Annotated in this window: 23 protein-coding genes; 5 read left to right on the top strand and 18 right to left on the bottom strand. The window is 33.3% G+C overall.

What is annotated here, in order from left to right; all coding sequences use genetic code 11:
• Positions 1 to 32: 32 nt before the first annotated feature.
• From ACUXEY_RS18245 to ACUXEY_RS18200, 10 genes are all read right to left on the bottom strand, one after another.
• Entirely contained in the window at positions 33 to 698 is a 666-nt protein-coding gene (locus ACUXEY_RS18245) for a potassium channel family protein (protein ID WP_166701957.1), read from the bottom strand.
• Positions 699 to 781: 83 nt separating this feature from the next.
• Positions 782 to 1,648 (bottom strand): cytochrome C oxidase assembly protein, encoded by an 867-nt coding sequence (locus ACUXEY_RS18240; protein ID WP_166701956.1) that lies wholly within the window; start codon positions 1,646 to 1,648, stop codon positions 782 to 784.
• A gap of 253 nt (positions 1,649 to 1,901) precedes the next feature.
• Positions 1,902 to 3,032, bottom strand: coding sequence for an N-acetyldiaminopimelate deacetylase (locus ACUXEY_RS18235; RefSeq protein WP_461301275.1), 1,131 nt, complete (start codon positions 3,030 to 3,032; stop codon positions 1,902 to 1,904).
• 62 nt (positions 3,033 to 3,094) lie between these two features.
• Positions 3,095 to 3,817 carry a 2,3,4,5-tetrahydropyridine-2,6-dicarboxylate N-acetyltransferase gene (gene dapD / locus ACUXEY_RS18230; RefSeq protein ID WP_048530722.1) on the bottom strand — a complete coding sequence of 241 codons (723 nt, stop codon included), beginning with the start codon at positions 3,815 to 3,817 and terminating at the stop codon, positions 3,095 to 3,097.
• Between the two features lie 71 nt (positions 3,818 to 3,888).
• Positions 3,889 to 4,773, bottom strand: coding sequence for a LysR family transcriptional regulator (locus ACUXEY_RS18225; RefSeq protein ID WP_002003406.1), 885 nt, complete (start codon positions 4,771 to 4,773; stop codon positions 3,889 to 3,891).
• Positions 4,774 to 4,914: 141 nt separating this feature from the next.
• The gene (cbpB, locus tag ACUXEY_RS18220) at positions 4,915 to 5,358 is read right to left on the bottom strand and encodes a cyclic-di-AMP-binding protein CbpB (protein WP_048530727.1); all 444 of its coding nucleotides are present in this window, start codon (positions 5,356 to 5,358) and stop codon (positions 4,915 to 4,917) included.
• Between the two features lie 170 nt (positions 5,359 to 5,528).
• Positions 5,529 to 5,720, bottom strand: coding sequence for an antirepressor AbbA (gene abbA, locus ACUXEY_RS18215; RefSeq protein WP_000817794.1), 192 nt, complete (start codon positions 5,718 to 5,720; stop codon positions 5,529 to 5,531).
• 107 nt (positions 5,721 to 5,827) lie between these two features.
• Complete coding sequence (locus tag ACUXEY_RS18210) at positions 5,828 to 6,346, bottom strand: ribonuclease H-like YkuK family protein (RefSeq protein ID WP_166701955.1); 519 nt, start codon at positions 6,344 to 6,346, stop codon at positions 5,828 to 5,830.
• Positions 6,347 to 6,420: 74 nt separating this feature from the next.
• Positions 6,421 to 6,570, bottom strand: a complete 150-nt coding sequence (locus ACUXEY_RS18205; RefSeq protein ID WP_048530729.1) for a hypothetical protein — start codon at positions 6,568 to 6,570, stop codon at positions 6,421 to 6,423.
• 217 nt (positions 6,571 to 6,787) lie between these two features.
• Entirely contained in the window at positions 6,788 to 7,024 is a 237-nt protein-coding gene (locus tag ACUXEY_RS18200) for a YkuJ family protein (RefSeq protein ID WP_000055151.1), read from the bottom strand.
• Between the two features lie 233 nt (positions 7,025 to 7,257).
• Here ACUXEY_RS18200 and ACUXEY_RS18195 point away from each other — a divergent pair, with 233 nt between their 5' ends.
• A complete protein-coding gene (locus ACUXEY_RS18195) occupies positions 7,258 to 7,494 on the top strand; it encodes a glutaredoxin family protein (RefSeq protein ID WP_048530732.1) in 237 nt (78 codons plus the stop codon).
• Between the two features lie 113 nt (positions 7,495 to 7,607).
• On the opposite strand, the gene ACUXEY_RS18190 is transcribed toward ACUXEY_RS18195, so the two are convergent.
• The 3 genes from ACUXEY_RS18190 to fadH form a co-directional block, all read right to left on the bottom strand.
• The gene (locus ACUXEY_RS18190) at positions 7,608 to 8,096 is read right to left on the bottom strand and encodes a DUF3993 domain-containing protein (protein ID WP_048530737.1); all 489 of its coding nucleotides are present in this window, start codon (positions 8,094 to 8,096) and stop codon (positions 7,608 to 7,610) included.
• A gap of 182 nt (positions 8,097 to 8,278) precedes the next feature.
• Positions 8,279 to 9,496 carry an EAL domain-containing protein gene (locus ACUXEY_RS18185; RefSeq protein ID WP_166701954.1) on the bottom strand — a complete coding sequence of 406 codons (1,218 nt, stop codon included), beginning with the start codon at positions 9,494 to 9,496 and terminating at the stop codon, positions 8,279 to 8,281.
• Between the two features lie 255 nt (positions 9,497 to 9,751).
• On the bottom strand, positions 9,752 to 10,516 hold the full coding sequence (gene fadH, locus ACUXEY_RS18180; protein WP_087958527.1) for a 2,4-dienoyl-CoA reductase: 765 nt from the start codon (positions 10,514 to 10,516) through the stop codon (positions 9,752 to 9,754).
• Between the two features lie 243 nt (positions 10,517 to 10,759).
• Here fadH and ACUXEY_RS18175 point away from each other — a divergent pair, with 243 nt between their 5' ends.
• Complete coding sequence (locus tag ACUXEY_RS18175) at positions 10,760 to 11,617, top strand: metallophosphoesterase (protein WP_461301274.1); 858 nt, start codon at positions 10,760 to 10,762, stop codon at positions 11,615 to 11,617.
• A gap of 97 nt (positions 11,618 to 11,714) precedes the next feature.
• Positions 11,715 to 11,951, top strand: a complete 237-nt coding sequence (locus ACUXEY_RS18170; protein WP_166701952.1) for a hypothetical protein — start codon at positions 11,715 to 11,717, stop codon at positions 11,949 to 11,951.
• 159 nt (positions 11,952 to 12,110) lie between these two features.
• Here the strand turns inward: ACUXEY_RS18170 and ACUXEY_RS18165 are convergent, their stop codons facing one another.
• Together ACUXEY_RS18165 and ppx are read right to left on the bottom strand one after the other, a co-directional pair.
• Complete coding sequence (locus ACUXEY_RS18165) at positions 12,111 to 14,219, bottom strand: polyphosphate kinase (RefSeq protein ID WP_429599681.1); 2,109 nt, start codon at positions 14,217 to 14,219, stop codon at positions 12,111 to 12,113.
• 108 nt (positions 14,220 to 14,327) lie between these two features.
• The gene (ppx, locus tag ACUXEY_RS18160) at positions 14,328 to 15,866 is read right to left on the bottom strand and encodes an exopolyphosphatase (protein WP_461301273.1); all 1,539 of its coding nucleotides are present in this window, start codon (positions 15,864 to 15,866) and stop codon (positions 14,328 to 14,330) included.
• Positions 15,867 to 16,043: 177 nt separating this feature from the next.
• Between ppx and ACUXEY_RS18155 the strand changes: the two genes are divergently transcribed.
• Positions 16,044 to 16,502 carry a YkyB family protein gene (locus ACUXEY_RS18155; RefSeq protein WP_000804864.1) on the top strand — a complete coding sequence of 153 codons (459 nt, stop codon included), beginning with the start codon at positions 16,044 to 16,046 and terminating at the stop codon, positions 16,500 to 16,502.
• 31 nt (positions 16,503 to 16,533) lie between these two features.
• On the opposite strand, the gene ACUXEY_RS18150 is transcribed toward ACUXEY_RS18155, so the two are convergent.
• The gene (locus ACUXEY_RS18150; RefSeq protein WP_429599688.1) at positions 16,534 to 17,196 is read right to left on the bottom strand and encodes a YkyA family protein; all 663 of its coding nucleotides are present in this window, start codon (positions 17,194 to 17,196) and stop codon (positions 16,534 to 16,536) included.
• Positions 17,197 to 17,865: 669 nt separating this feature from the next.
• The gene (locus ACUXEY_RS18145; protein WP_461301272.1) at positions 17,866 to 18,507 is read right to left on the bottom strand and encodes a diguanylate cyclase domain-containing protein; all 642 of its coding nucleotides are present in this window, start codon (positions 18,505 to 18,507) and stop codon (positions 17,866 to 17,868) included.
• Positions 18,508 to 18,671: 164 nt separating this feature from the next.
• On the opposite strand from ACUXEY_RS18145, the gene ACUXEY_RS18140 reads away from it, so the two are divergent.
• On the top strand, positions 18,672 to 18,905 hold the full coding sequence (locus tag ACUXEY_RS18140) for an SPP1 phage holin family protein (protein ID WP_033691462.1): 234 nt from the start codon (positions 18,672 to 18,674) through the stop codon (positions 18,903 to 18,905).
• Positions 18,906 to 18,937: 32 nt separating this feature from the next.
• Here ACUXEY_RS18140 and ACUXEY_RS18135 read toward each other — a convergent pair whose 3' ends face one another.
• Positions 18,938 to 19,438 (bottom strand): hypothetical protein, encoded by a 501-nt coding sequence (locus tag ACUXEY_RS18135; RefSeq protein WP_166701947.1) that lies wholly within the window; start codon positions 19,436 to 19,438, stop codon positions 18,938 to 18,940.
• Between the last annotated feature and the right edge of the window lie 253 nt (positions 19,439 to 19,691).

Raw genomic sequence — 19,691 nt, 5'->3', positions numbered from 1 at the left:
GGACAATACCTTCATGGTATTGTCCTTTTCTCTTATCTTAAAAAGTGTTTAAAACGATCTACTTCATCATCATGACCAATTACAATTAATATATCTCCCGCTTGAATATTTTCCGTAGCTCGAGGAGATACAATTACTTCTTTACCACGTTTAATTGCTACAATATTCAATCCAAACTTCGCACGGATATCTAATTCGATTAAAGACTGACCATCAATTTTTTTATTTGCAATAATCTCTACAATACTATGCTCATCTGAAAGCTCAAGATAGTCTAATACATTACTTGATGCAATATTATTAGCGATCCTTTTTCCCATATCACGCTCTGGGTGCACAATGTGATCTGCCCCTATTTTACTTAACACTTTTTCATGGTAATCATTTTGAGCTTTTACAGTAATATTTTTTACACCTAACTCTTTCAAAATTAATGTTGTTAAAATACTTGAATTTAAATTATCTCCAATAGCAACGACTACATGATCAAAATTACGAATACCAAGACTTTTTAATACCATCTCATCTGTTGAATCTGCAATTACAGCATGTGAAGCTATATTTGCAAACTCATTAATTTTATCCTCATCCGAATCAATTGCCATTACTTCCATACCTAATTGAGCGAGTTCTCGGCAAATACTTCCACCAAAACGTCCAAGCCCGATGACAGCAAATTCTTTCTCTTTTTCACCCACAGGAATTCCTCCAATAATATCGAATACTAAGTATTTTTATTGTAACATACTTTAGATTTGCTACAAAAACCCGTATATCATTCTTATTTTTGTTTTTGCATATAAAAATACTGTTGTAAATAAAATGCGATACTAAAAATTAACATACCAAATACAAATATGTTTCCAAATGAACTAAATGTTTCAAAAACGAATAATAACGTTTCTTGTCCGAAGAAAGCAAATAATAGTTGGATAAATGCGAATAACAATGCCAATATGTAATGATGTTGATGGAATAAATAATGCGTTGCACCTAAAAAAGCGATAAACGAAATGATGAAAATCCACCAACTTTCCAAAAACAGTTGCCAACTAGTAAATTGATATCCATTTACTAATATCGCAATAATTCCTATAACCGCCATTGTCGGCACGCTCCATAACAATGCACGCCCTCTAAAGAAACGCGTACCTTTTACATCTCCTTTTTCATTTGCAATGTATGTTAGCACAACAGTACTTATATACAAAACGGAGAGTATTGTTAATACAATAATGAGCCAAAAATGTAACTGGTAATATTCATGTTCTATATTCGTCACAATAGCAGCTAGCATACATGGAATGAGCATTCCCGTCCAACCATCTACTTTTCTTTCATTCCAAAACACGGTGTTACCAATCCGTATACCTAACAACATAAAAATAATGATACCTAGTACAAATAATGTTGTTTTATTCCCTACTAAACTCGTTGAGAAAGCAATTAATCCAATAAATAAAAAGAGCACAAACCCATTCATAATTTCTAATACAGGTGATAAATATCTCTTCACCCATTTATATGTCTCGTCATATTCGTGATTATCTACTAAACGGTAGGCATAAAAACTTATCCCAAAATAAACTGCCGCAATAATCACATACGCATATAAGACGAAACACAATATCGCACTGCTAATTTGCACGTAATTCCCCACCCTTTTTTCTATGTTTCACCTTGATTTTACACACTTTCTACACGAAATGTAAACATATATAAGCTAGTTAACTATCATCTTCTCAATAAGCGATAATGAATAATGAGCAGTGGCTCAAAACCACTGCTCATTATTTTATCCATTTGTATGACGCTGTGCATCCAAAACAAATGTGAAAGACCTTTCCATTCTTGAGCTAACAAGTACCCACTTTAAATTGTTGCAAAGTTGGCAAGCCAGTTCACTTTCTAGTTCCCTTCCACTTCACATATTGATCTAAAAATACGATAGCTTTCTCGATCGCCTCTTCATCTGGTTTTAATTTTGCGTGGTGTAAACCATATTCTGAATTTACCCCAAGCCAAAACATAAATCCAGGAATCTCTTGAAGCATATAACCAAAATCTTCTCCTGTCATCGCCTCAGTACATGTAATGACATTCATATCAGTTTGTTCACTTACGAACTGCATAAACTCTCTCGTTAATGCTTCATGGTTATATACTTGATGATACATCGCTCCATAGTCAATCACCGCTTCACATTGGAAGGAAGCTTCTATACCTGCAACAATTGCCTCAATCCTACTTTTCACACGACTCATTGATTCCACTGATAACGTTCGAATCGTTCCTTCTAACCGAGACTTTTCTGCTATGATATTTTGAACTGTACCACCTGCTATTTTTCCGATTGTAATTACTGCACTATCAAGAGGATTCACATTACGACTAATAACGGATTGCAGTTGTGTAACAAGATGACTTGCTGCAACAATCATATCATTGGCAGTATGAGGGTAGGCTGCATGTCCACCTTTCCCTTTTAAATCAACATATAACTCCGATGTATTCGCAAATAATAGCCCCTCTTTTGTGGCGATTGTTCCTACAGGGTATTCAGGTGCAATATGAAGGCCGAGAATTACATTTGGCTTCCATTCTTTTAACTCTTCGCTCTCTAACATAGGAAGAGCCCCTCCTGGCCCTTCTTCAGCTGGCTGGAATAGAAACACAAGGTCATCATCTATTCTTTCTGTTACAGCTGCTGTTAGAAGGCCTAAACCGATTGTTGTATGTACATCGTGTCCACATGCATGCATCATTCCTTCATGAATAGAAGCAAATTCATATCCAGTTTCTTCTGTAATTGGTAAACCATCTATATCTGCGCGATAACCGATAATTTTTTCTGGATTTTTTCCATTTACTTTAACAATGACACCCGTTTCCCATACTTTCACTTCTACATGTTCATTCGAAAGCGTTCCTATGTAATCTAAAATATACTGTTGTGTTTTCCACTCTTTAAATCCAATTTCCGGTATTTTGTGTAAGTCTCTACGAATTTGAATGAATTTGCTTACTGCCATTTTTGCACCTCTATCTATAAAAAGCGTAAGAGCCCGTTTATGCCCTTACGCTTTTTTTGATTTTATTTCTCTGGGTTTAATTGACGAAGCTCTTGTTTAATTTCAGTTTTTGCTTTTGTCTTCTCATCAATCTCTTTAATTACACGTGCTGGAGTACCCGCAACAACTGTGTATGGAGGTACATCTTCTGTCACAACAGCTCCTGCTGCTACAACTGCACCTTTACCGACTGTAACTCCCTCTAACACAACTACGTTAGCACCAATTACAACATCATCTTCAACGATAACTGGTTTTGCTGAAGGTGGCTCAATAACACCTGCAAGTACTGCACCAGCACCTACGTGACAGTTCTTACCAACAGTTGCACGTCCACCAAGTACTGCGTTCATGTCAATCATAGAACCTTCACCAATTACAGCACCGATATTAATTGTTGCATTCATCATAATAACAGCGTTGTCACCGATTTCAACGTGGTCACGAATAATCGCGCCTGGCTCAATACGAGCTTTAATACCTTTTAAATCAAGCATTGGAATTGCAGAATTACGACGGTCATTTTCAACAACGTAATCAACAATGTTCTTGTTATTTTCATCAAGAATTGTCTTAATTTCAGACCATTCTCCAAATAATACACCAGACTTTTTATTTACAAATGCTTGTACCGTTTCAGGGAATGTTACTTCTTTTAAGTCCCCTTTTATGTATACCTTTACAGGAGTTTTCTTTTCACTTTTTTGAATAAACGAAATAATTTCGTTAGCGTCCATCATTTTCATTCTTGTTGCCTCCTAAATCCATTTATAATGTTACTCTACCAAACGATAGAGCGAGTAGCAAGATAATAATCCTATTTTTCCATTTGAATTTCTTCTATAATTTCTAAAAATGCTTGCACTTGCTTCAATTGTCTAGCTGATTCACTCGTCAATAACCATGTTTCTCTCGTTAATTGCACAGGTGTCTTATACATATTTTCCTGCACTTCTTTTAAAACAGTAGAAGGTAAAAGAGCATAACCTATACCATTTAAAACGAGTTGTTTACAAGTCTCAATTTGATCAACGACAATTGTTCTCTTAGGTGGATTAGAAAATAAACCATACCACCAATTTTGTATTTGTCCATAATAAGTAGAATCACTTTTAAATTGAATAAAAGGTCTATTTGTTTCTTTTAACATCGAAATATCTTTTATTTCTTTATCCACTAAATAAAGTTCATCTTCAAATAATTGTTGCTTCTGACCTTTATATTCTTGTGTGCCCCTTAATATAGCAACATGAACGTCTCCTTCATAAAACTGCTTTTGTACTTCACTACTCCAGCCAGTAAACAGTGATATTTTCACAGAAGGATATTTATGCACGAACTTCTTCAAAACAGGAGGAAGCCAATATTGACCAATAACTGATGCAACAGCTATTTTTAACGTTCCGTGAGTTTCTGTTCTAAAAATAGCTAACTCACTTTTAATTTCCTCTTCCTTTTGTAGCATTTCTTTTGCATAATTTGCGACTTTTTCCCCTTCAGGTGTAATTGTCAATCCTTTTTGCGAACGAATAAAAAACTTCATGCCCCATTGTTTCTCCATAGATTGTAATCGTTGACTAAGCGCAGGTTGTGAAACAAATAAACGTTCCGCCGCTTTTCTCATATTTGATTCCTGTGCTAACACAACCATCATTTGAAAATCATCAATTTGCAACTTTCTCCCTCTTTCCTTAGCTTCCATACACCTTATCTCAATAAGCTTTTCATCCTTAATTTAACTACATACTCTTATATTTTTTATCTTTTTAAATATAATACATACACAACTGATATGCACGAAAAAAAGTGACTTCTCCGCTTCTATGAAGTCACTTTTCTCACATTATCGATTATGTTGTCTTACTTTTTTATTCAACAATTTTAAAATCGCTCGACGTGTTAAAATCCCCTCAAAATATCCCTCTTCATTGACAGCGCAAATAAAAGGATGATCAATTGTCATTTCTAATGCTTTTGCAAAAGAGTCTTCTAACTTAAGAACCGGAATATCTTCCTTCATCACCTGTTCTACCTTCATTTCGTCAAGTCTTTCAAACTCAATGCGTTCTAACCCTAACATACCGTCTAAAATCATAGCAGTACTAATTAACCCATGTAATTTGTACATCGGGTCTAAAACAGGTATCGCCGAATATCCAGATTTCACAAGTACGAGTAAAGCATGCTCTAAACCATTCCCTATTTGGACGTGTGCTACTTTTTCGGATGAAATCATTAAATCTTTCACAAAAATTTGTTGAAACTCGTCTTTTGGAATACTAATCATATTACATCCCCCATTTTCCCTTTTTCCTGCTTTTAATCACCGGCTCTATTCACATTTTATGACAGCGTTTTCACATTATTATTTTGTCCTTACATTATTTCAGGAAAAAACAAAATTACACAGCTATTTTAGCATACAACACAAAAAAAAGACTACCATTCCGGTAGCGCTTAATACCCTTTATTTTTTAATCTGTAAAATAACCTTGTGATTTTTTTATATTGCATCACATCTGTCTTTTTTAAACCATTCTCAATATCCGTAAGTTCCACAGCTAAAATTTCACTCGCATAATTTTGCTGAAATAAAATATCTAGTAACAAACTTTCCTCTTCTTCCGTTAAAACAAATTCCCTTTTCATATACCCCTCTCCTTATACTCGCATCGTTACTCCTATTATATAAAATTTTCAGCCTATTTAATAGATGTAATATTCAGTTTTTAGTGAAAGATATATATAAATTGCTTTTATTTCGTATATCGATTTGCATAACTAAACGCCGCATAAGCATCAGGCTTAATTTTTGCCGTTAATCCCATCGCTTGAATTTTCGCTGTCATATCTAGAATAAATTCTTTTGTTAAACCATCATTTCCGATATCTAAGTGAATTTCCATTATAAATCCAGCCCCATCTTGAGCGTATGGATGCAATAAATCCCATATTGCTTGTATATGATTTGGAGTAAATAAGCAGGCGATTTCTTGACTAAACTGCGTTTCTAAATATATCTTCTCACGTAAAGTTGCTGGCTTATCTTTTACTGATTGATGGTGTAAACATCCCCAGGCTCCTTTTCCAACGCGATGAATATGAATTGCCGTAATAAATCTCGTATCCTTTTGATGTGCTTGTGAGTCTGTCCCAATGGATAAGCGATATAAATTTCGTGGATCCTTTTCAATGAAATTACAAATACGGGTAAAGACCATATCAAAATTTAAATGTCTCTCTGAAACATTATAAAATTTATGTTCACCGGCCACATAGTCACGTCCTTTCAATTAGACAGACTTTTCGTATTCTCATTGTATGGGACAAAAATAAAAATTATAACTTCCTATCCTTTATTCGTTTCAATATTCCGAATTACATACTGGCAAACTTGGCACGTATAAATTACATTTTGATTTGATTGAGCTGTTAATACATGAATAATCTCAGCAGCATTGTGACAATTAGGACAAATGACAACTGGTAAACGTTCCATACAACACACCTCCTCATTATGTTTTTCTCCCTATTTACTATCCGTAAACATCAAATTGGTGATAGCTACTATATCAGTGTGGAAATAAGAATCTCTACTGATTACAATTTCACTTTATTACCATTGTAGGAAAAATGAAAACTCCCTATACATATATGCTAAAAAGTAATAGAACTAAAAAAGGTGCTGCCGTATGGCAACACCTTTTTTATATGTATCAAGAAATGATATCGTAAATCTCAATTGCAACCATGTCGATATTATCGAATTGATACACTTGAGGTTTTTCACCTTGTTGATACACTTCTAACTCATACATTTCACTTTTATCGAAAAATTTCACGCTACATTTGCGCTCACCGTTCACTTCAAAATAGCGTTGTGCTACTTCACCGCTTTCAGCTTGTTCTTGTAGACTAACAAGTCGAGTTAAAATTCCTTGGAGTAGAGACATGAAATCTCTCCTTTCTCTGATCTTCCTACCAATAGGTTTTACAGCTATACTCATTCTATCCGTCATAACAGAAAAAATGTTCCACACTCTAGGATAAAGGTTATTGGCCAGAAACTCAACTAAAAATTTGTCGAAATACGAAGGAAAAAACAGAAAAAATATCATTTCCCTTCTTTATTGCGATTTTTATACTGGCAGAATATAATAAAAAACAGTAAAAAGGAGGAATTACAATGAAAAAAATTGAGGTTTACACACAACCTGATTGTCCGCCATGTGTCATTGTGAAAGAATTTTTAAAACATAATAACGTTGTATATGAAGAATTTGACGTAAAAAAAGACGCCGCTGCACGCAATCGTCTTTTATATGACTATGATTCTTATTCAACTCCAACGGTTGTAATTGACGGAGAAGTTGTTGCTGGTTTTCAAATTGAAAAATTACAACAACTTCTCAATCTAGAATAGGAATAGGTAAAGACCTATTCCTATTCTTATCCCGCTATTTTTTGGAAGTAAACATCCAATTGTGGCGTATTAATACTCAGCGTGATATGTCCCCTACTAATGAAAGTTTCACTTTATAACTGTTGTAACCTTTTTATTTCACTTAAAAGTTCTTGGCTTTCATGATATCCAGCCAATTTCCATTTCCCTTGATCTCTTTGCAATGTTACAATTTGATATTGTCCACTTTTCGCCCGCTCATATACATATAAAATTTTATGCTCTTCATCATATGACATTTTCGTTTCTGAATTAAAAGAAAATGGCGCTTCTTTTGCTGGAAGTAAATATTCACCACTTTGTTTATCACTTCTACTATTTTCATCTGTAAATACTTGAAGGAAATTCTCTGTAAAATACGGTGATAACGTTTCTATCATCTTATTCATCGGCAAATGCTTCCCACGAAGTGAAAATTGGGTTTCATAGCCCTTTTGTATCGTTGTATACACTTCTTTCCGATCGACTTTCACTTCCTCTTTTCCTAAAACAGTTGTAACACTATAACCAACTAGAAAGGCAACGCATACAAATAGAACTAACCATATTCCATATTTCCTCATTTTTTCACCTTCCTTTTAAGAAAACTTGTCTTTGTAGTATTCATTGTAACAATGATTATGCAAAGAAAGGGCTGATTTCGTTCGTAAAATCTTTACAACGATAGACAGCATTTTTAGCACCATTTTCACTATTACCAATTTATGATAAAAACAAACAAAAAATGCACGAATCTCTTCGTGCATTAAAATAAAACATCTTCTTCATATAAATATTCATACGATAAATCTATAAATAAAAAGTTTTCATCATCAATCGGGAAAGAAAATGTTCGTACCATCTCACCGGTTTCAATATCAGCATATAAATCTGAAAGTCTTGCCTTATTCTCAAAGCGCATTTTCATAATATTTTCTAGAAAATACGGACGCCAACTCCAGTTCTTCATATAATACTCAGGCATCACAATCCATTCCCCATCTTTTTTCATAACGTTTCCTGATTGTTGAAAACCATCTTCGTTACAAATAAATATGCGAAAACTACATTGTGATACACTTTGGCTAAATTGTAATAACCAATCATTTATATCTTCATTCTTCTTCTGTTTCGCTAAAACATCACCGATTCGGTCACGTAACATTTCTGTTAAATTATAAATTTTTTGTAACTTCTTCTTCTCATGTTGAATGAATTGATGACACTCATTACCAAGTCGTTCTTTCAAAACGTTCTTTTCAATAAAATCTGGTAAGCATTCTTTCAAATAATTCCCTTGATAGTATCTACCACCATTTTTCCAAGCGTATTGCAGTTGGTAAAAAGCATCTATTTCTTCATATAACAATGTTGCACCAATTCTTCTAGCAAGTAATGATAAAGAATATAAAATATCTTGATAAGATTGTAAAAGTGCGGTTTGCCTTAAGTTTGTTAAATCTACTTTTAAAATATCCGGTGCTAACACGCTAATACGTTCTAAATTACTTGTACCCGTTCCGACTTTATTAATCGAAATTTGAATACCATATGTACGATAATACATAAGCAAATGATTAAATTGCTCTATATCTTCTTTACATTCATGTTCTGTAATCTCTAAAACAATGTGTTTCAAATTTAAACCTTGCTCTTCATACATCAATAAAAGTTGCAGTAAACTTTCATCATCATCGTTCATTAATACGTTCGCATTCCGATGTATAAATAATAATAGTTTTTGATCACTTTCCAAATAACGATTTAAAGCTTTTTCTACTATAATGTTGTCCGCTTCCAGTTGAAACTCACTTGGAATAGAATCATCATGAAAGAAAGAAGCTAAACTTTGTATGCCCTCTTCTGTTTGAATACGCCCTACTACTTCATATCCAATTACAGTATGCTCATCAGCACTAAAAATAGCTTGATAATAAGGAAGGACTTTATCCAAGTTACTCATTACATCTAATGCATCTATCAACGTGCTTCCCTCCCTTTACTTTTCAAAAATTATAACATGATATTTACGGAAAAATAATAAAAAATCCCTTCAGTTTTCCTGAAGGGATTAGAGGGGTAAAATGCTAAGGGGAATTAGCAATTCTACTATGAAGAAAAAAGAGGTCTTAAATATAACTTATATATGACCTCTTGTAAACACTTTTCTTTCATATGTCACAATTCCGTCACATTTAACCGTAAAAAAACGAATCAAACATTCATTCTCTCATCCCTTTTAAAATGGATATTGATGCAAATGTTGTCCTCCATCCATTGTCATGCAAGTTCCATTTATGTACGCAGCTTCATCTGAACATAAATAATAAGCTAGACCTGCAATTTCTTCTGGCGTACCCAGTCTTCCAAGCGGAACACTTTGTATCGTACGCTTAGCCATCTCTTCTGAAATCCATAATTTATCAGCACCGCCCGTACGTTCAATTGGTCCTGGCGCGATCGCGTTAACTCGTATTCCATATTTACGTCCCCACTCAACAGCGAGTGTCTTCGTCATTGCTAATACTCCAGCCTTTGCTGCAGCCGAATGAATAACTCCCGGACCCGCATCCCATGCATATGTTGCTACCATGTTAATGATATTTCCTTTTATACCTTTTTCAATCCAATATTTCCCGACAGCATGGCTACAGTAAAATGTACCGTTTAACACAATATTAATGACTGAATTCCAGCCATTAACAGATAAATCTTCTGCTGGACAAATAAAGTTGCCAGCTGCATTGTTTATTAAAACATCAATTCGACCAAACTTCTCATCAATCTGTTCTATCATTTTCTGAATGTCATCCGTATTTCTTACATCCATTTGTACAGGTAATATTTGCCCTGGAAATTGTTCAATTTCCAACTTTGTTTCCTCTAGCTTTTCCTTTGTACGTCCTGTAATAACAACTCGTGCCCCTTCTTTTGCAAAACGAGTTGCCATTCCTTTTCCCATTCCGCTCGATCCACCTGTTATAATAACTACCTTTTCTTTCACATACATCCCCTCCAAAAAATGAATACACATTCATTTTATCATTTTATTTAATAGAAATCTTTATATTTTTAAACTTTTCTGATATTTTAACGTAAAGAGGTTTCTTTTCACTCGTTTTTTCGTAATCTATACTACTTTTATATTATTTAAAATATATTTTAAATAAACTGAAAGGAGATTTGAGTAACCTATAAACGAAACGAACATATGTAATATAAGTCAAATAGGTATACTCATATTTTTATGAAGAAAATTACAAGAAGAGATTTTTTAAAAACTGGCATACGCACTTGTTTATATTCATTTATAACAACTGGCATCGGATACTATTACGCTAAATATATTGAGCCTCATTTACTTTCTTTTACAGAACATACACTTAAATCACAACTCATACCAAAAAGTTTTCATGGTATGAAGATTCTTCAATTTAGCGATTTACATCTTGGATACTATTTCTCTCTTCAACATTTATCTCACATCGTTTCTAAAATTAATGCTGTAAAACCCGATATTGTTCTTTTTACTGGTGATCTCATTGATAATTACCAAACATATACTGACACGCCTTTCGTTGCATCTATTTTAAAAAATATACAAGCCCCCTTCGGTAAATTTTCTATTTATGGTAACCATGATCACGGCGGATATGGAACAGAGTACTACGAAAACATCATGCGCGAATCTGGATTTGAACTGTTACTAAATAGTGAAAAGAAAATTCGTCTACTAGATAATAGTGAAATTTCAATTTTCGGTCTTGATGATATACTACTAGGTAAACCAAAAATAGAGGAGACATTACATCACGCAAAGCAAAACACTTATAACATTGTTCTTGTTCACGAGCCAGATATCGCACCCAAAATTGCTCAATATCCAGTTAACTTACAGCTTTCTGGTCATAGCCATGGTGGACAAGTACAAATTCCCTTTTTAGGCGCAATCATTACCCCATCACTTGCTAAAAACTATGTAGAAGGGTTCTATACGATTCAAGATTTAGCCCTATATGTCAATCGAGGCCTTGGCAGAACACGTGTCCCATTCCGATTTATGTCAAAACCTGAAATTACGATTTTCACACTTCAACATTCGTAATAATTCGCCTATTTTCTTACATAACCTTTCTTGTACGCGCTCATCCACGTTTCATTTACCATATGATAAAAGTGAGTCCAATAAAGGAGGTTTGTTCATGTATCCATATTATCAACCAATCCCAGTCCGTTCAGCACCTATTGGTCCAGTAGGCGACTCACGCTTTTTGCCGTTTTTTGGCGTCCCATTTCTAGCTGGTATTGCTGGCGGACTACTCGGCGGAGCATTAGCTTTCGGTCCTAGACCGTATTATCCACCATATCCACCACCTTTCCCACCGCCAGCACCTTATCCTTGTTATGGTGGACCTTGTCAACAACCATTCTATTATTAATGTCCCCCAACAATTCTACTAATGTTATTTCCTTTCTTAACCGATTCATGATCCATTAACATGCTTACAATAAAAACTGTTCTCTCTACACATCTTATATAATAAGTAGAGAACAAAGTAAAAAACCTCTTAAAAAAGAGGTTTTTTACTTTGTTCTCATTATTCAGCATCCGTATTTTGATACGCCATCTTAAATAACTTCACTTGGCTATCAATCTCTTCTGCCCCATTATTAATAACATAATAATAGTCACCGTCTTTATTTTGTTCACGCGTTTTCACATTATCAGCTAAAGTAAGCTGTAAAATCGCCTTAATTCTCGCCTTCATTTCAATATCTAATATCGGGAAAGATATTTCTACTCGCTTCTCCATATTTCGTGTCATCCAGTCAGCTGAAGATAAGTATATTTTCTCTTCTCCATTATGATGGAAATAATAAATTCTACTATGTTCTAAATATCTCCCAACAACACTAACCACCCTAATATTTTCACTTACATTTGGAATACCAGGCCTTAAACAACATGTTCCTCGAACGATGAGCTCTACCTTTACTCCGGCTTGTGATGCTTCATACATTTTTTTTATTAATGGTTTATCTGTTAATGAATTCATCTTGGCGATAATATATCCATTTCCATATTGTCTATGATAACGAATTTCTTCATCTATTAAATCGATAAATTGCTCTCTTATATCAAATGGCGCAACCGATAAATGGTGAAAATGCGGTTTTGTTGTATAACCACTTAAATAATTAAAGAAATTTGTTGCATCAACCCCAAAGTCTTTTCGTGATGTAATATAACCGAAATCAGTATATAACTTTGCTGTTGCATCATTGTAATTTCCAGTCCCAAGATGTACGAACCTTTCAATTTTTCCGTTTTTTCTCCTTACAACTAACGTAATTTTACTATGTGTTTTCAAATGACTTACACCGTAAATAACGTGGCAGCCTGCCTTTTCTAACTCTTTAGCCCAATGTACATTATTTTCTTCATCAAATCTTGCCTTTAACTCAACTAATACCGTCACTTGCTTTCCTTTTTCAGCCGCTATCTTGAGCGCCTGAATAATCGGCGAATCCCCACTTACTCGATATAAGGTTTGTTTGATTGCAAGTACATTCGGATCGTCTGCTGCATCACGCACAAAATCAACTACTGGCTGAAACGATTCAAACGGATGATGTAATAAAATATCATGTTCAATTGCTTTTTCAAATACATCTTCCGCATCCCCTAAGTCTTGAGGTCGTTGCGGAATAAGAGCCGGATATACTAAATGTTCATATAATGGAGCTAGTTTTTTATATAAAGAGAAGAGACATGTTAAATCTAGCGGTCCATCCATTATATATACATCTTCATCTTTTACTTCCAACACCTCATATAATAATGCTAAAACTCTTTCATCAATATGCTCTTTGCCGACTTCTAAACGTACAGCAGCTCCCCACTTACGCTTTTTTAATTCTTTTTCAATTACTTTTAATAAATCTCTCGCACCTTCTTCATGAATCGTTAAATCCGCATTGCGTGTAATACGGAAACGAGTAACAGATGATACTTTATATCCAGTGAATAATTTATGAGTAAAACCACTAATTACATCTTCTAATAAAATAAATTTATGCTTTTGCCCTTCGCTCGGCAAAAATATGAAACGTTCAAGTAATGAAGGAACTTGTACAATTCCTAATTTCGTACGGTTTTCTTCCTCCACTTGTTTCTCATCATATAAAAGTGTAGCTAAATTCAAACTTTTATTTAATAACATCGGAAATGGACGATATGCGTCGATAGCTACAGGTGTTAAAACCGGGAAAATTTGTTCATCAAAATACTCTTCTATAAATTCTCTCTGTTCTTTCGTCAAATCATGGAATGTTAAACGCTCAATTCCCTCTATCCCCAGCGCCGGCAATACATAATTTTTAAACGTATCATATTGTACAGTCATTAATTCGTGGGCCTTTATCGCAATTTTATTTAATTGCTTTTTGGGTGTTAAGCCAGCCTTATTTTCTGGTTGGTTAAACCCAGCACTCACTTGATCCTTCAATCCTGCTACACGTACCATAAAGAATTCATCCAAATTTGAGCTAAAAATGCTAATAAACTTTAATCTTTCCAAGAGCGGATTCGTTTCATCCTGTGCTTCTTGTAGTACACGTTCATTAAATGCTAACCAACTTAACTCTCGATTATTATAATAAGCTGTATCATTTAAATTTACTATGTTCCCCTTAGATAATTCCATTCTCTTCACACTTCCCCTTGAAACTTTTTTACTATAATTTAGTTACTTTCATTTTAGCAAATTACAATATTATAAAGTGTAAATTTTTCGTAAAGACATCCGTACAACTTAGTGTTTTGATTCGAAGAATAAGTTAATAGTTGTTTTCAATACTCTTTCCAGCTGCTTTTTTTGCTTTTCAGCTTGCACTTTTTCCGCTAATGCCGCTTCCTCACATACAATTTTAAATGTTAATCCTTCTTTACTTTCTGTTACAGATATCGATTCAACAAGCGATCTTTTTCTTATATTTAAAGCTGCTGAAAATTGTAAAACAGCCCCTAATAGGCGAATTTTTTTTTGTTCGTTTTTATCAAACCATCCTTCAAACGGGGACAAATGTTGTTTGAATAACATTTTTGATTTATAAGACGCAATAAGCGCTAACCTAACTCGGTCTTTATGCATCATACCATCAATTGTTTTATTCGCTAATAAATAAAACGTATGTAAGCGGCTCGCTTCATCGTCTATATATTTTCCTATATTAAATACTTTCGCTGCTTGCTGGAATACTTCCCAGTCTTTTTCTGACATAGAAATCAGCCCTGTTTCTTCAAGTTGTTGACAAATGAGTCTTCCATGTTTAATAAGCTGCATTACAAATTCCATATCCATTTCATATTCATGTGATAATAAATATAAACTTTCTTCGACTACGTTCGGATAATATGAAATCCCCAAATCTTTTGTCAATTCTTCATAGAAAACGCCTTCTCGTAATCCTTTTCTACTTAATACAAATGCCGGTGCCTCTATAACGTTAACAAGCGTATGAAATACTTCGACTGCTGGAATAATTGTATCTGCTCGATCTTTTGCCAATCCTTCCAATTTTTGAAGTTCTATGAACGACAATGCTTCCAATTCTTCTTTCACATTTTTAATATCTTCTTCCTTCATCTTGTATAAATGTAATCCTGCTATCGGATAACAAATTAAATTTTGATGGATTTTCACTAAGTTCCTCGCACTACCACCAATTGCAATAAGAGGCAATTTCTTGTCAATTAACCATGGTAATGTTCGAAATTGATACTCTAAGTACGTTTGAATCTTTTCCAACTCTTCTTTAGTAGGTATATCCTCTTTAATAAATTGTTGCTTTAAAGAAAGTGCTCCAAAAGGAAAGCTATGATACTCTAAAATCTCTCTATTTCGAAAGTATGTAACTTCCGTACTTCCTCCACCAATATCTACTGTAATTCCTTCAGAGAACGAAGTTGAATTCATAACTGCTAAATAGCCATAACGCGCTTCTTCATATTCTGATAATACTCTAAGAGTAAAGTCTGTTTGTCCTTCAACAAGTTTTTTAATTTCCTCTTGATTCTCAGCCTGCCTAATTGTTGCTGTTGCGACACAAAGTACATGATGCAACTGGTGGAATCGTGTACTTTCTTGAAATTGAAATAATGTTTGTAACAATATTTTTATTCCTTCTTCAATCAACATACCATCGACTAAGTAATTCCTTAATCGCGCAACCACTTTCGTATTTTCAATCTCTTTATAAAAACCTCCGTTTTGCTTTTCATAAATAACTAAACGCATTGTATTAGATCCAATATCTATAATGGCATATTGCTGTTTTAATATTTCTTTCAAACTTCTCACTCTTTCATTATCAAATTTCTAAAACACATTCTATTACTATTATACAAAATAGTTGTTTTTTGTAACAATATTGCTTTAATATTGAAAATATATACAATCACTTTTTGCATATAATAAAAACCTCTTTTATTTATGGTATAATAATGAAAAATTGAAAGGAGATTCAATATGAAACCTTCACAACCACAATCTCAATTACAAAACCAACATTCTATTAATCGACTAGCTCAATCTATTTTCGTTGTGAATCGCCATGCTAAAGCTGCAACTAATCCAAAGTATTTATACTGGTTAAAAAAGACGGCTTTAGAACGCTTAATTGCTGAAAAAAAAGCTATTAAAGAAGGATTACATTTTTCTAGAAATCCACGTTTTAGCCAACAACAATCCGATGTTCTTATACGTTTAGGTGATTACTTTTTCCATATTCCTCCTACCAAAGAAGATTTTCGAATCCTACCACACCTTGGTCATCTTGAATCCTCCTATCGAAATCCGAAAACAACCTTATCTTTAACAGTAGCAAAAAAGACACTTCAAGATTATATTGGTCCTGAAGCACTGAAACAAGAAAAAAAATTAAGTGAACCTGTCCCATGGTATAGTCGTACGTATACAAAAAAATAAAACAGTTTGGCCCATTGTAGGCCAAACTGTTTTATTTTTTCTCTTCTTTAATTTTAATATTTGCTTGTTTATAAAAAGCTATTTTTTCTGTATTATAAGATTTCGTAAATTCATTAAACTTGTCTTTTTCTGATTCAATATCTTTATAAGACTGATTTACTATTTTAACTTTTTCACTAATATCTTTTAATTTTGTACCTTTATCTTGTAGCATTGTATATAATTCTTTTTCTTGTTTTAACGATTTACTATAACTATCATACATTTTGTTAAATGAATCATGTCGTTTCTCATATGTGCTTTTCACTTTATCCGCTTGATCTTTCAATTTCTTATCTTCAATTTTTTTCACATATTTATCTGCTGACTTCACTTCTTCTTGTGCCTTATTTAAAGATTCTTTTTCTTTTGTAAGTACTTTTTCTCGTTCATCTGTATTTTTCACTGCTTTGTTCAGTTTTTCCTTAACAGTTTGATTATTATCTTTTCCTTCTTGAACGATCTGGTTATATAATTCTTGTCCCTCTTTTTCTAAAGTTTCAAGTTTCTTTGCATCTTCAAACATTGTTTTTTCTTGCTTTGCAGCATCTTCAAACGCAACGTATAATTCTTCTTCTGGTTTCGGCCCGAAACAACCGGCTAATAAAGTCATTGATAATGCAGTTACAATTGCTAATTTACTATACTTCAACATCTTTTTCCTCCTACTTGTATACGATCATCGTGTAAAAAAACTATGAAAATTATGTATCCTTCTATACAATTCACACTCACATCTTTTTTACGAAGATCATTCCTATTGTTTATAACGTTTGTACAAAATTATTACTTGAAATTACGTTTTACGTCACTCTCTTTGAATTATCCAGCAGTTTCATATCCATCTTAATAGCATGATTTTACTTAGTACTTCTTAAAATTTGTTCACACTATGTGCTACATTCAAGTACAGCGGAATTCATCACAGCTATAATAATTTGAAGAACAACAGTAATAATTCACCTGATAAAAGATGTTCGTTGTTTTCTCACGTCTATCATTCTATCATTCCCTTTCCTGCTTTCTATCAAATAATCTCTTTGTTCATTTTACACAGTACAAACGCTACCTTGCAACAACTTACAAATACTCTTTTTATTTCCTAAAAAGGAAAAGTGTAGAGCATGCTTTCCTCTACACTTTAAAAATGAAACACATTGTGCAAAATGCATTGACACATCCATCATAATTATATGCTTATTCCATATATTTTTAAAGACTTTTATTACAATAAAAGTTCTTTTTGTAATAAAAGTCAAAAGAATGTTACATTCAAAAACTTCTTCATATCATATTTCTTTAAATCAAAGTTTCACTGATTTCCTTACAAATCCCTATGCTGATACAATTGGTTTTGTGCTTTTCTTAACAATTCTTCAAAAGTTTTCCCTTCTATTGGATAACTAGCAGCTCCAAATAATAGAGTCATACTTAACAAGCCATTTTCTATTTCACTTTCAATATTTTTCATTAATCTGTTTGTTATTGTCGACTTTTCATGTCCGTTATCAATCGCCACAATAACATACTTATTTTCATCCCATCTAGTAACGACATCCCCTTTACGAATTGTCTTTACAATCGTGCTCTCCAATTTTTGTACTAACGCCTCCAATTTTTTTTCTTGCACTGTTTCTTTTAGTTCTTTCCATTCTTTCATAGAAAGAATGTACACTGTAATATTATGAGAATCCCGTTCTGATAAAGCAGCTACTTTCTCAAAGAAATCAACTACAAAATCATTACTTGCCATTCCTCCTCCTTCCGTATCCATACGACCACTCGCTCTTTTATCATACCAATGCCCAAAATAATAACTGAGTACCATTTGCAATATATAAATAATAAAGACGGTATAAAATGATCGCGAATCCAGTTTTGTAATTACATCCTGAAGCGCAATCCATTCTGTAACTGCCACTGTATTCCCAAGTAATAATCCACTAATTTTCCCTTTATGTTTCATATTTCTCCTCCTTTCTATACCAATATATGTTTCTATAACAATTATGTTTTTCTACAAAATAAAAAATGTACATATTGAGTGTACATTTCCGCTTAAGCTTGTCTACCATCTCTATTCTATTTCATATATATACTATATATCGTTTTAGAAAGGTGGTGACCTATATGCTACAAAAAGAAAATCTATCAGATATTATACGTTTACTAGCCGGTTTTCTGTTATCGTTAAAATTACTATTTAATTCTTTCGGAGTGAACTTTATTTCAAACGATCAAATTGACGCTATTGTAAATGTTGTTTCCTTTCTGTTCATTCTATATTTTGGTTATAAAAATAATTATGTAGGAAAAAAAGGAATCGAGCAAAAAAAAGTACTCAAAAAGCACAACCTTCACTAAAAAAAGGAACCTTTCATACAGGTTCCTTTTTTTCATTGCCGCACAACAACTTCATTTGTTTGCAGTGGACCATATGATACTCCGTTATATTGAAATGTATATGTAGCCTGAAATAATGCATTTTTGAGTGCTTTATCTTTATTTGCTTTTATTTTACAAATTAATTCTACCTTTTCATTTGGTAATAAATTATCGATTCGCCACCTTACAAGTTGGAATAGAAACTCACTTACCCCCTTATCTGCCTTTAATGAATTGGGGATATATGCAAAATAATCGCGAATCATATGACTTACTACAACTCGTGAAATCATTTCTATTCCTTTATTTTCAACTTCAATTCCAATAATAAGTATGTCGTTTACATCATAGGTCAGTTCATATGAAAATTTTTCTTTATACATACTACGGATTTGCAATGTAACTGCTACATTAGGACATTCGTTTTCCTTTTTTGAGCCATCAATCCACAATACCGGTTGTAGCGGTATTGTACGCCTTCCTTGATCCGAAATTCGTTTCCATATTTTCATAATAATATTCACCCCATTTCAGATGCATCATTCATACGACCTTATTCTGCCTCTCTGCACAATATTAATAAAGCTTGTTACAAACGATATATAGTTATTACTCTTCCTTTTATCCTATTCGACAATATAAAGAAAAAACCATTTTTCCTCTGTTAACTGAAGGTATTCTTGCTGAAATATTTTTTTACAATTTCCTTCATTGACTTTATACCAATATTAAGTATTACTCACTCTTTCGCAGTCCATACAACAG

Source organism: Bacillus sp. F9_6S_D1_P_5 (assembly GCF_054823925.1).
The sequence above is the reverse complement of the archived record's forward strand: the minus strand, read 5'-3'. Positions and strand labels throughout refer to the sequence as shown.

Excerpts from the sequence above, each read along its gene's own strand:
- ACUXEY_RS18235 (WP_461301275.1), bottom strand. The coding sequence starts at position 3,032 with ATGGCAGTAAGCAAATTCATTCAAATTCGTAGAGACTTACACAAAATA.
- dapD (WP_048530722.1), bottom strand. The coding sequence starts at position 3,817 with ATGAAAATGATGGACGCTAACGAAATTATTTCGTTTATTCAAAAAAGT.
- ACUXEY_RS18225 (WP_002003406.1), bottom strand. The coding sequence starts at position 4,773 with ATGGAAGCTAAGGAAAGAGGGAGAAAGTTGCAAATTGATGATTTTCAA.
- cbpB (WP_048530727.1), bottom strand. The coding sequence starts at position 5,358 with ATGATTAGTATTCCAAAAGACGAGTTTCAACAAATTTTTGTGAAAGAT.
- abbA (WP_000817794.1), bottom strand. The coding sequence starts at position 5,720 with ATGAAAAGGGAATTTGTTTTAACGGAAGAAGAGGAAAGTTTGTTACTA.
- ACUXEY_RS18205 (WP_048530729.1), bottom strand. The coding sequence starts at position 6,570 with ATGGAACGTTTACCAGTTGTCATTTGTCCTAATTGTCACAATGCTGCT.
- ACUXEY_RS18200 (WP_000055151.1), bottom strand. The coding sequence starts at position 7,024 with ATGTCTCTACTCCAAGGAATTTTAACTCGACTTGTTAGTCTACAAGAA.
- ACUXEY_RS18195 (WP_048530732.1), top strand. The coding sequence starts at position 7,258 with ATGAAAAAAATTGAGGTTTACACACAACCTGATTGTCCGCCATGTGTC.
- ACUXEY_RS18190 (WP_048530737.1), bottom strand. The coding sequence starts at position 8,096 with ATGAGGAAATATGGAATATGGTTAGTTCTATTTGTATGCGTTGCCTTT.
- ACUXEY_RS18175 (WP_461301274.1), top strand. The coding sequence starts at position 10,760 with ATGAAGAAAATTACAAGAAGAGATTTTTTAAAAACTGGCATACGCACT.
- ACUXEY_RS18170 (WP_166701952.1), top strand. The coding sequence starts at position 11,715 with ATGTATCCATATTATCAACCAATCCCAGTCCGTTCAGCACCTATTGGT.
- ACUXEY_RS18165 (WP_429599681.1), bottom strand. The coding sequence starts at position 14,219 with ATGGAATTATCTAAGGGGAACATAGTAAATTTAAATGATACAGCTTAT.
- ACUXEY_RS18155 (WP_000804864.1), top strand. The coding sequence starts at position 16,044 with ATGAAACCTTCACAACCACAATCTCAATTACAAAACCAACATTCTATT.
- ACUXEY_RS18150 (WP_429599688.1), bottom strand. The coding sequence starts at position 17,196 with ATGTTGAAGTATAGTAAATTAGCAATTGTAACTGCATTATCAATGACT.
- ACUXEY_RS18145 (WP_461301272.1), bottom strand. The coding sequence starts at position 18,507 with ATGAAACATAAAGGGAAAATTAGTGGATTATTACTTGGGAATACAGTG.
- ACUXEY_RS18140 (WP_033691462.1), top strand. The coding sequence starts at position 18,672 with ATGCTACAAAAAGAAAATCTATCAGATATTATACGTTTACTAGCCGGT.
- ACUXEY_RS18135 (WP_166701947.1), bottom strand. The coding sequence starts at position 19,438 with ATGAAAATATGGAAACGAATTTCGGATCAAGGAAGGCGTACAATACCG.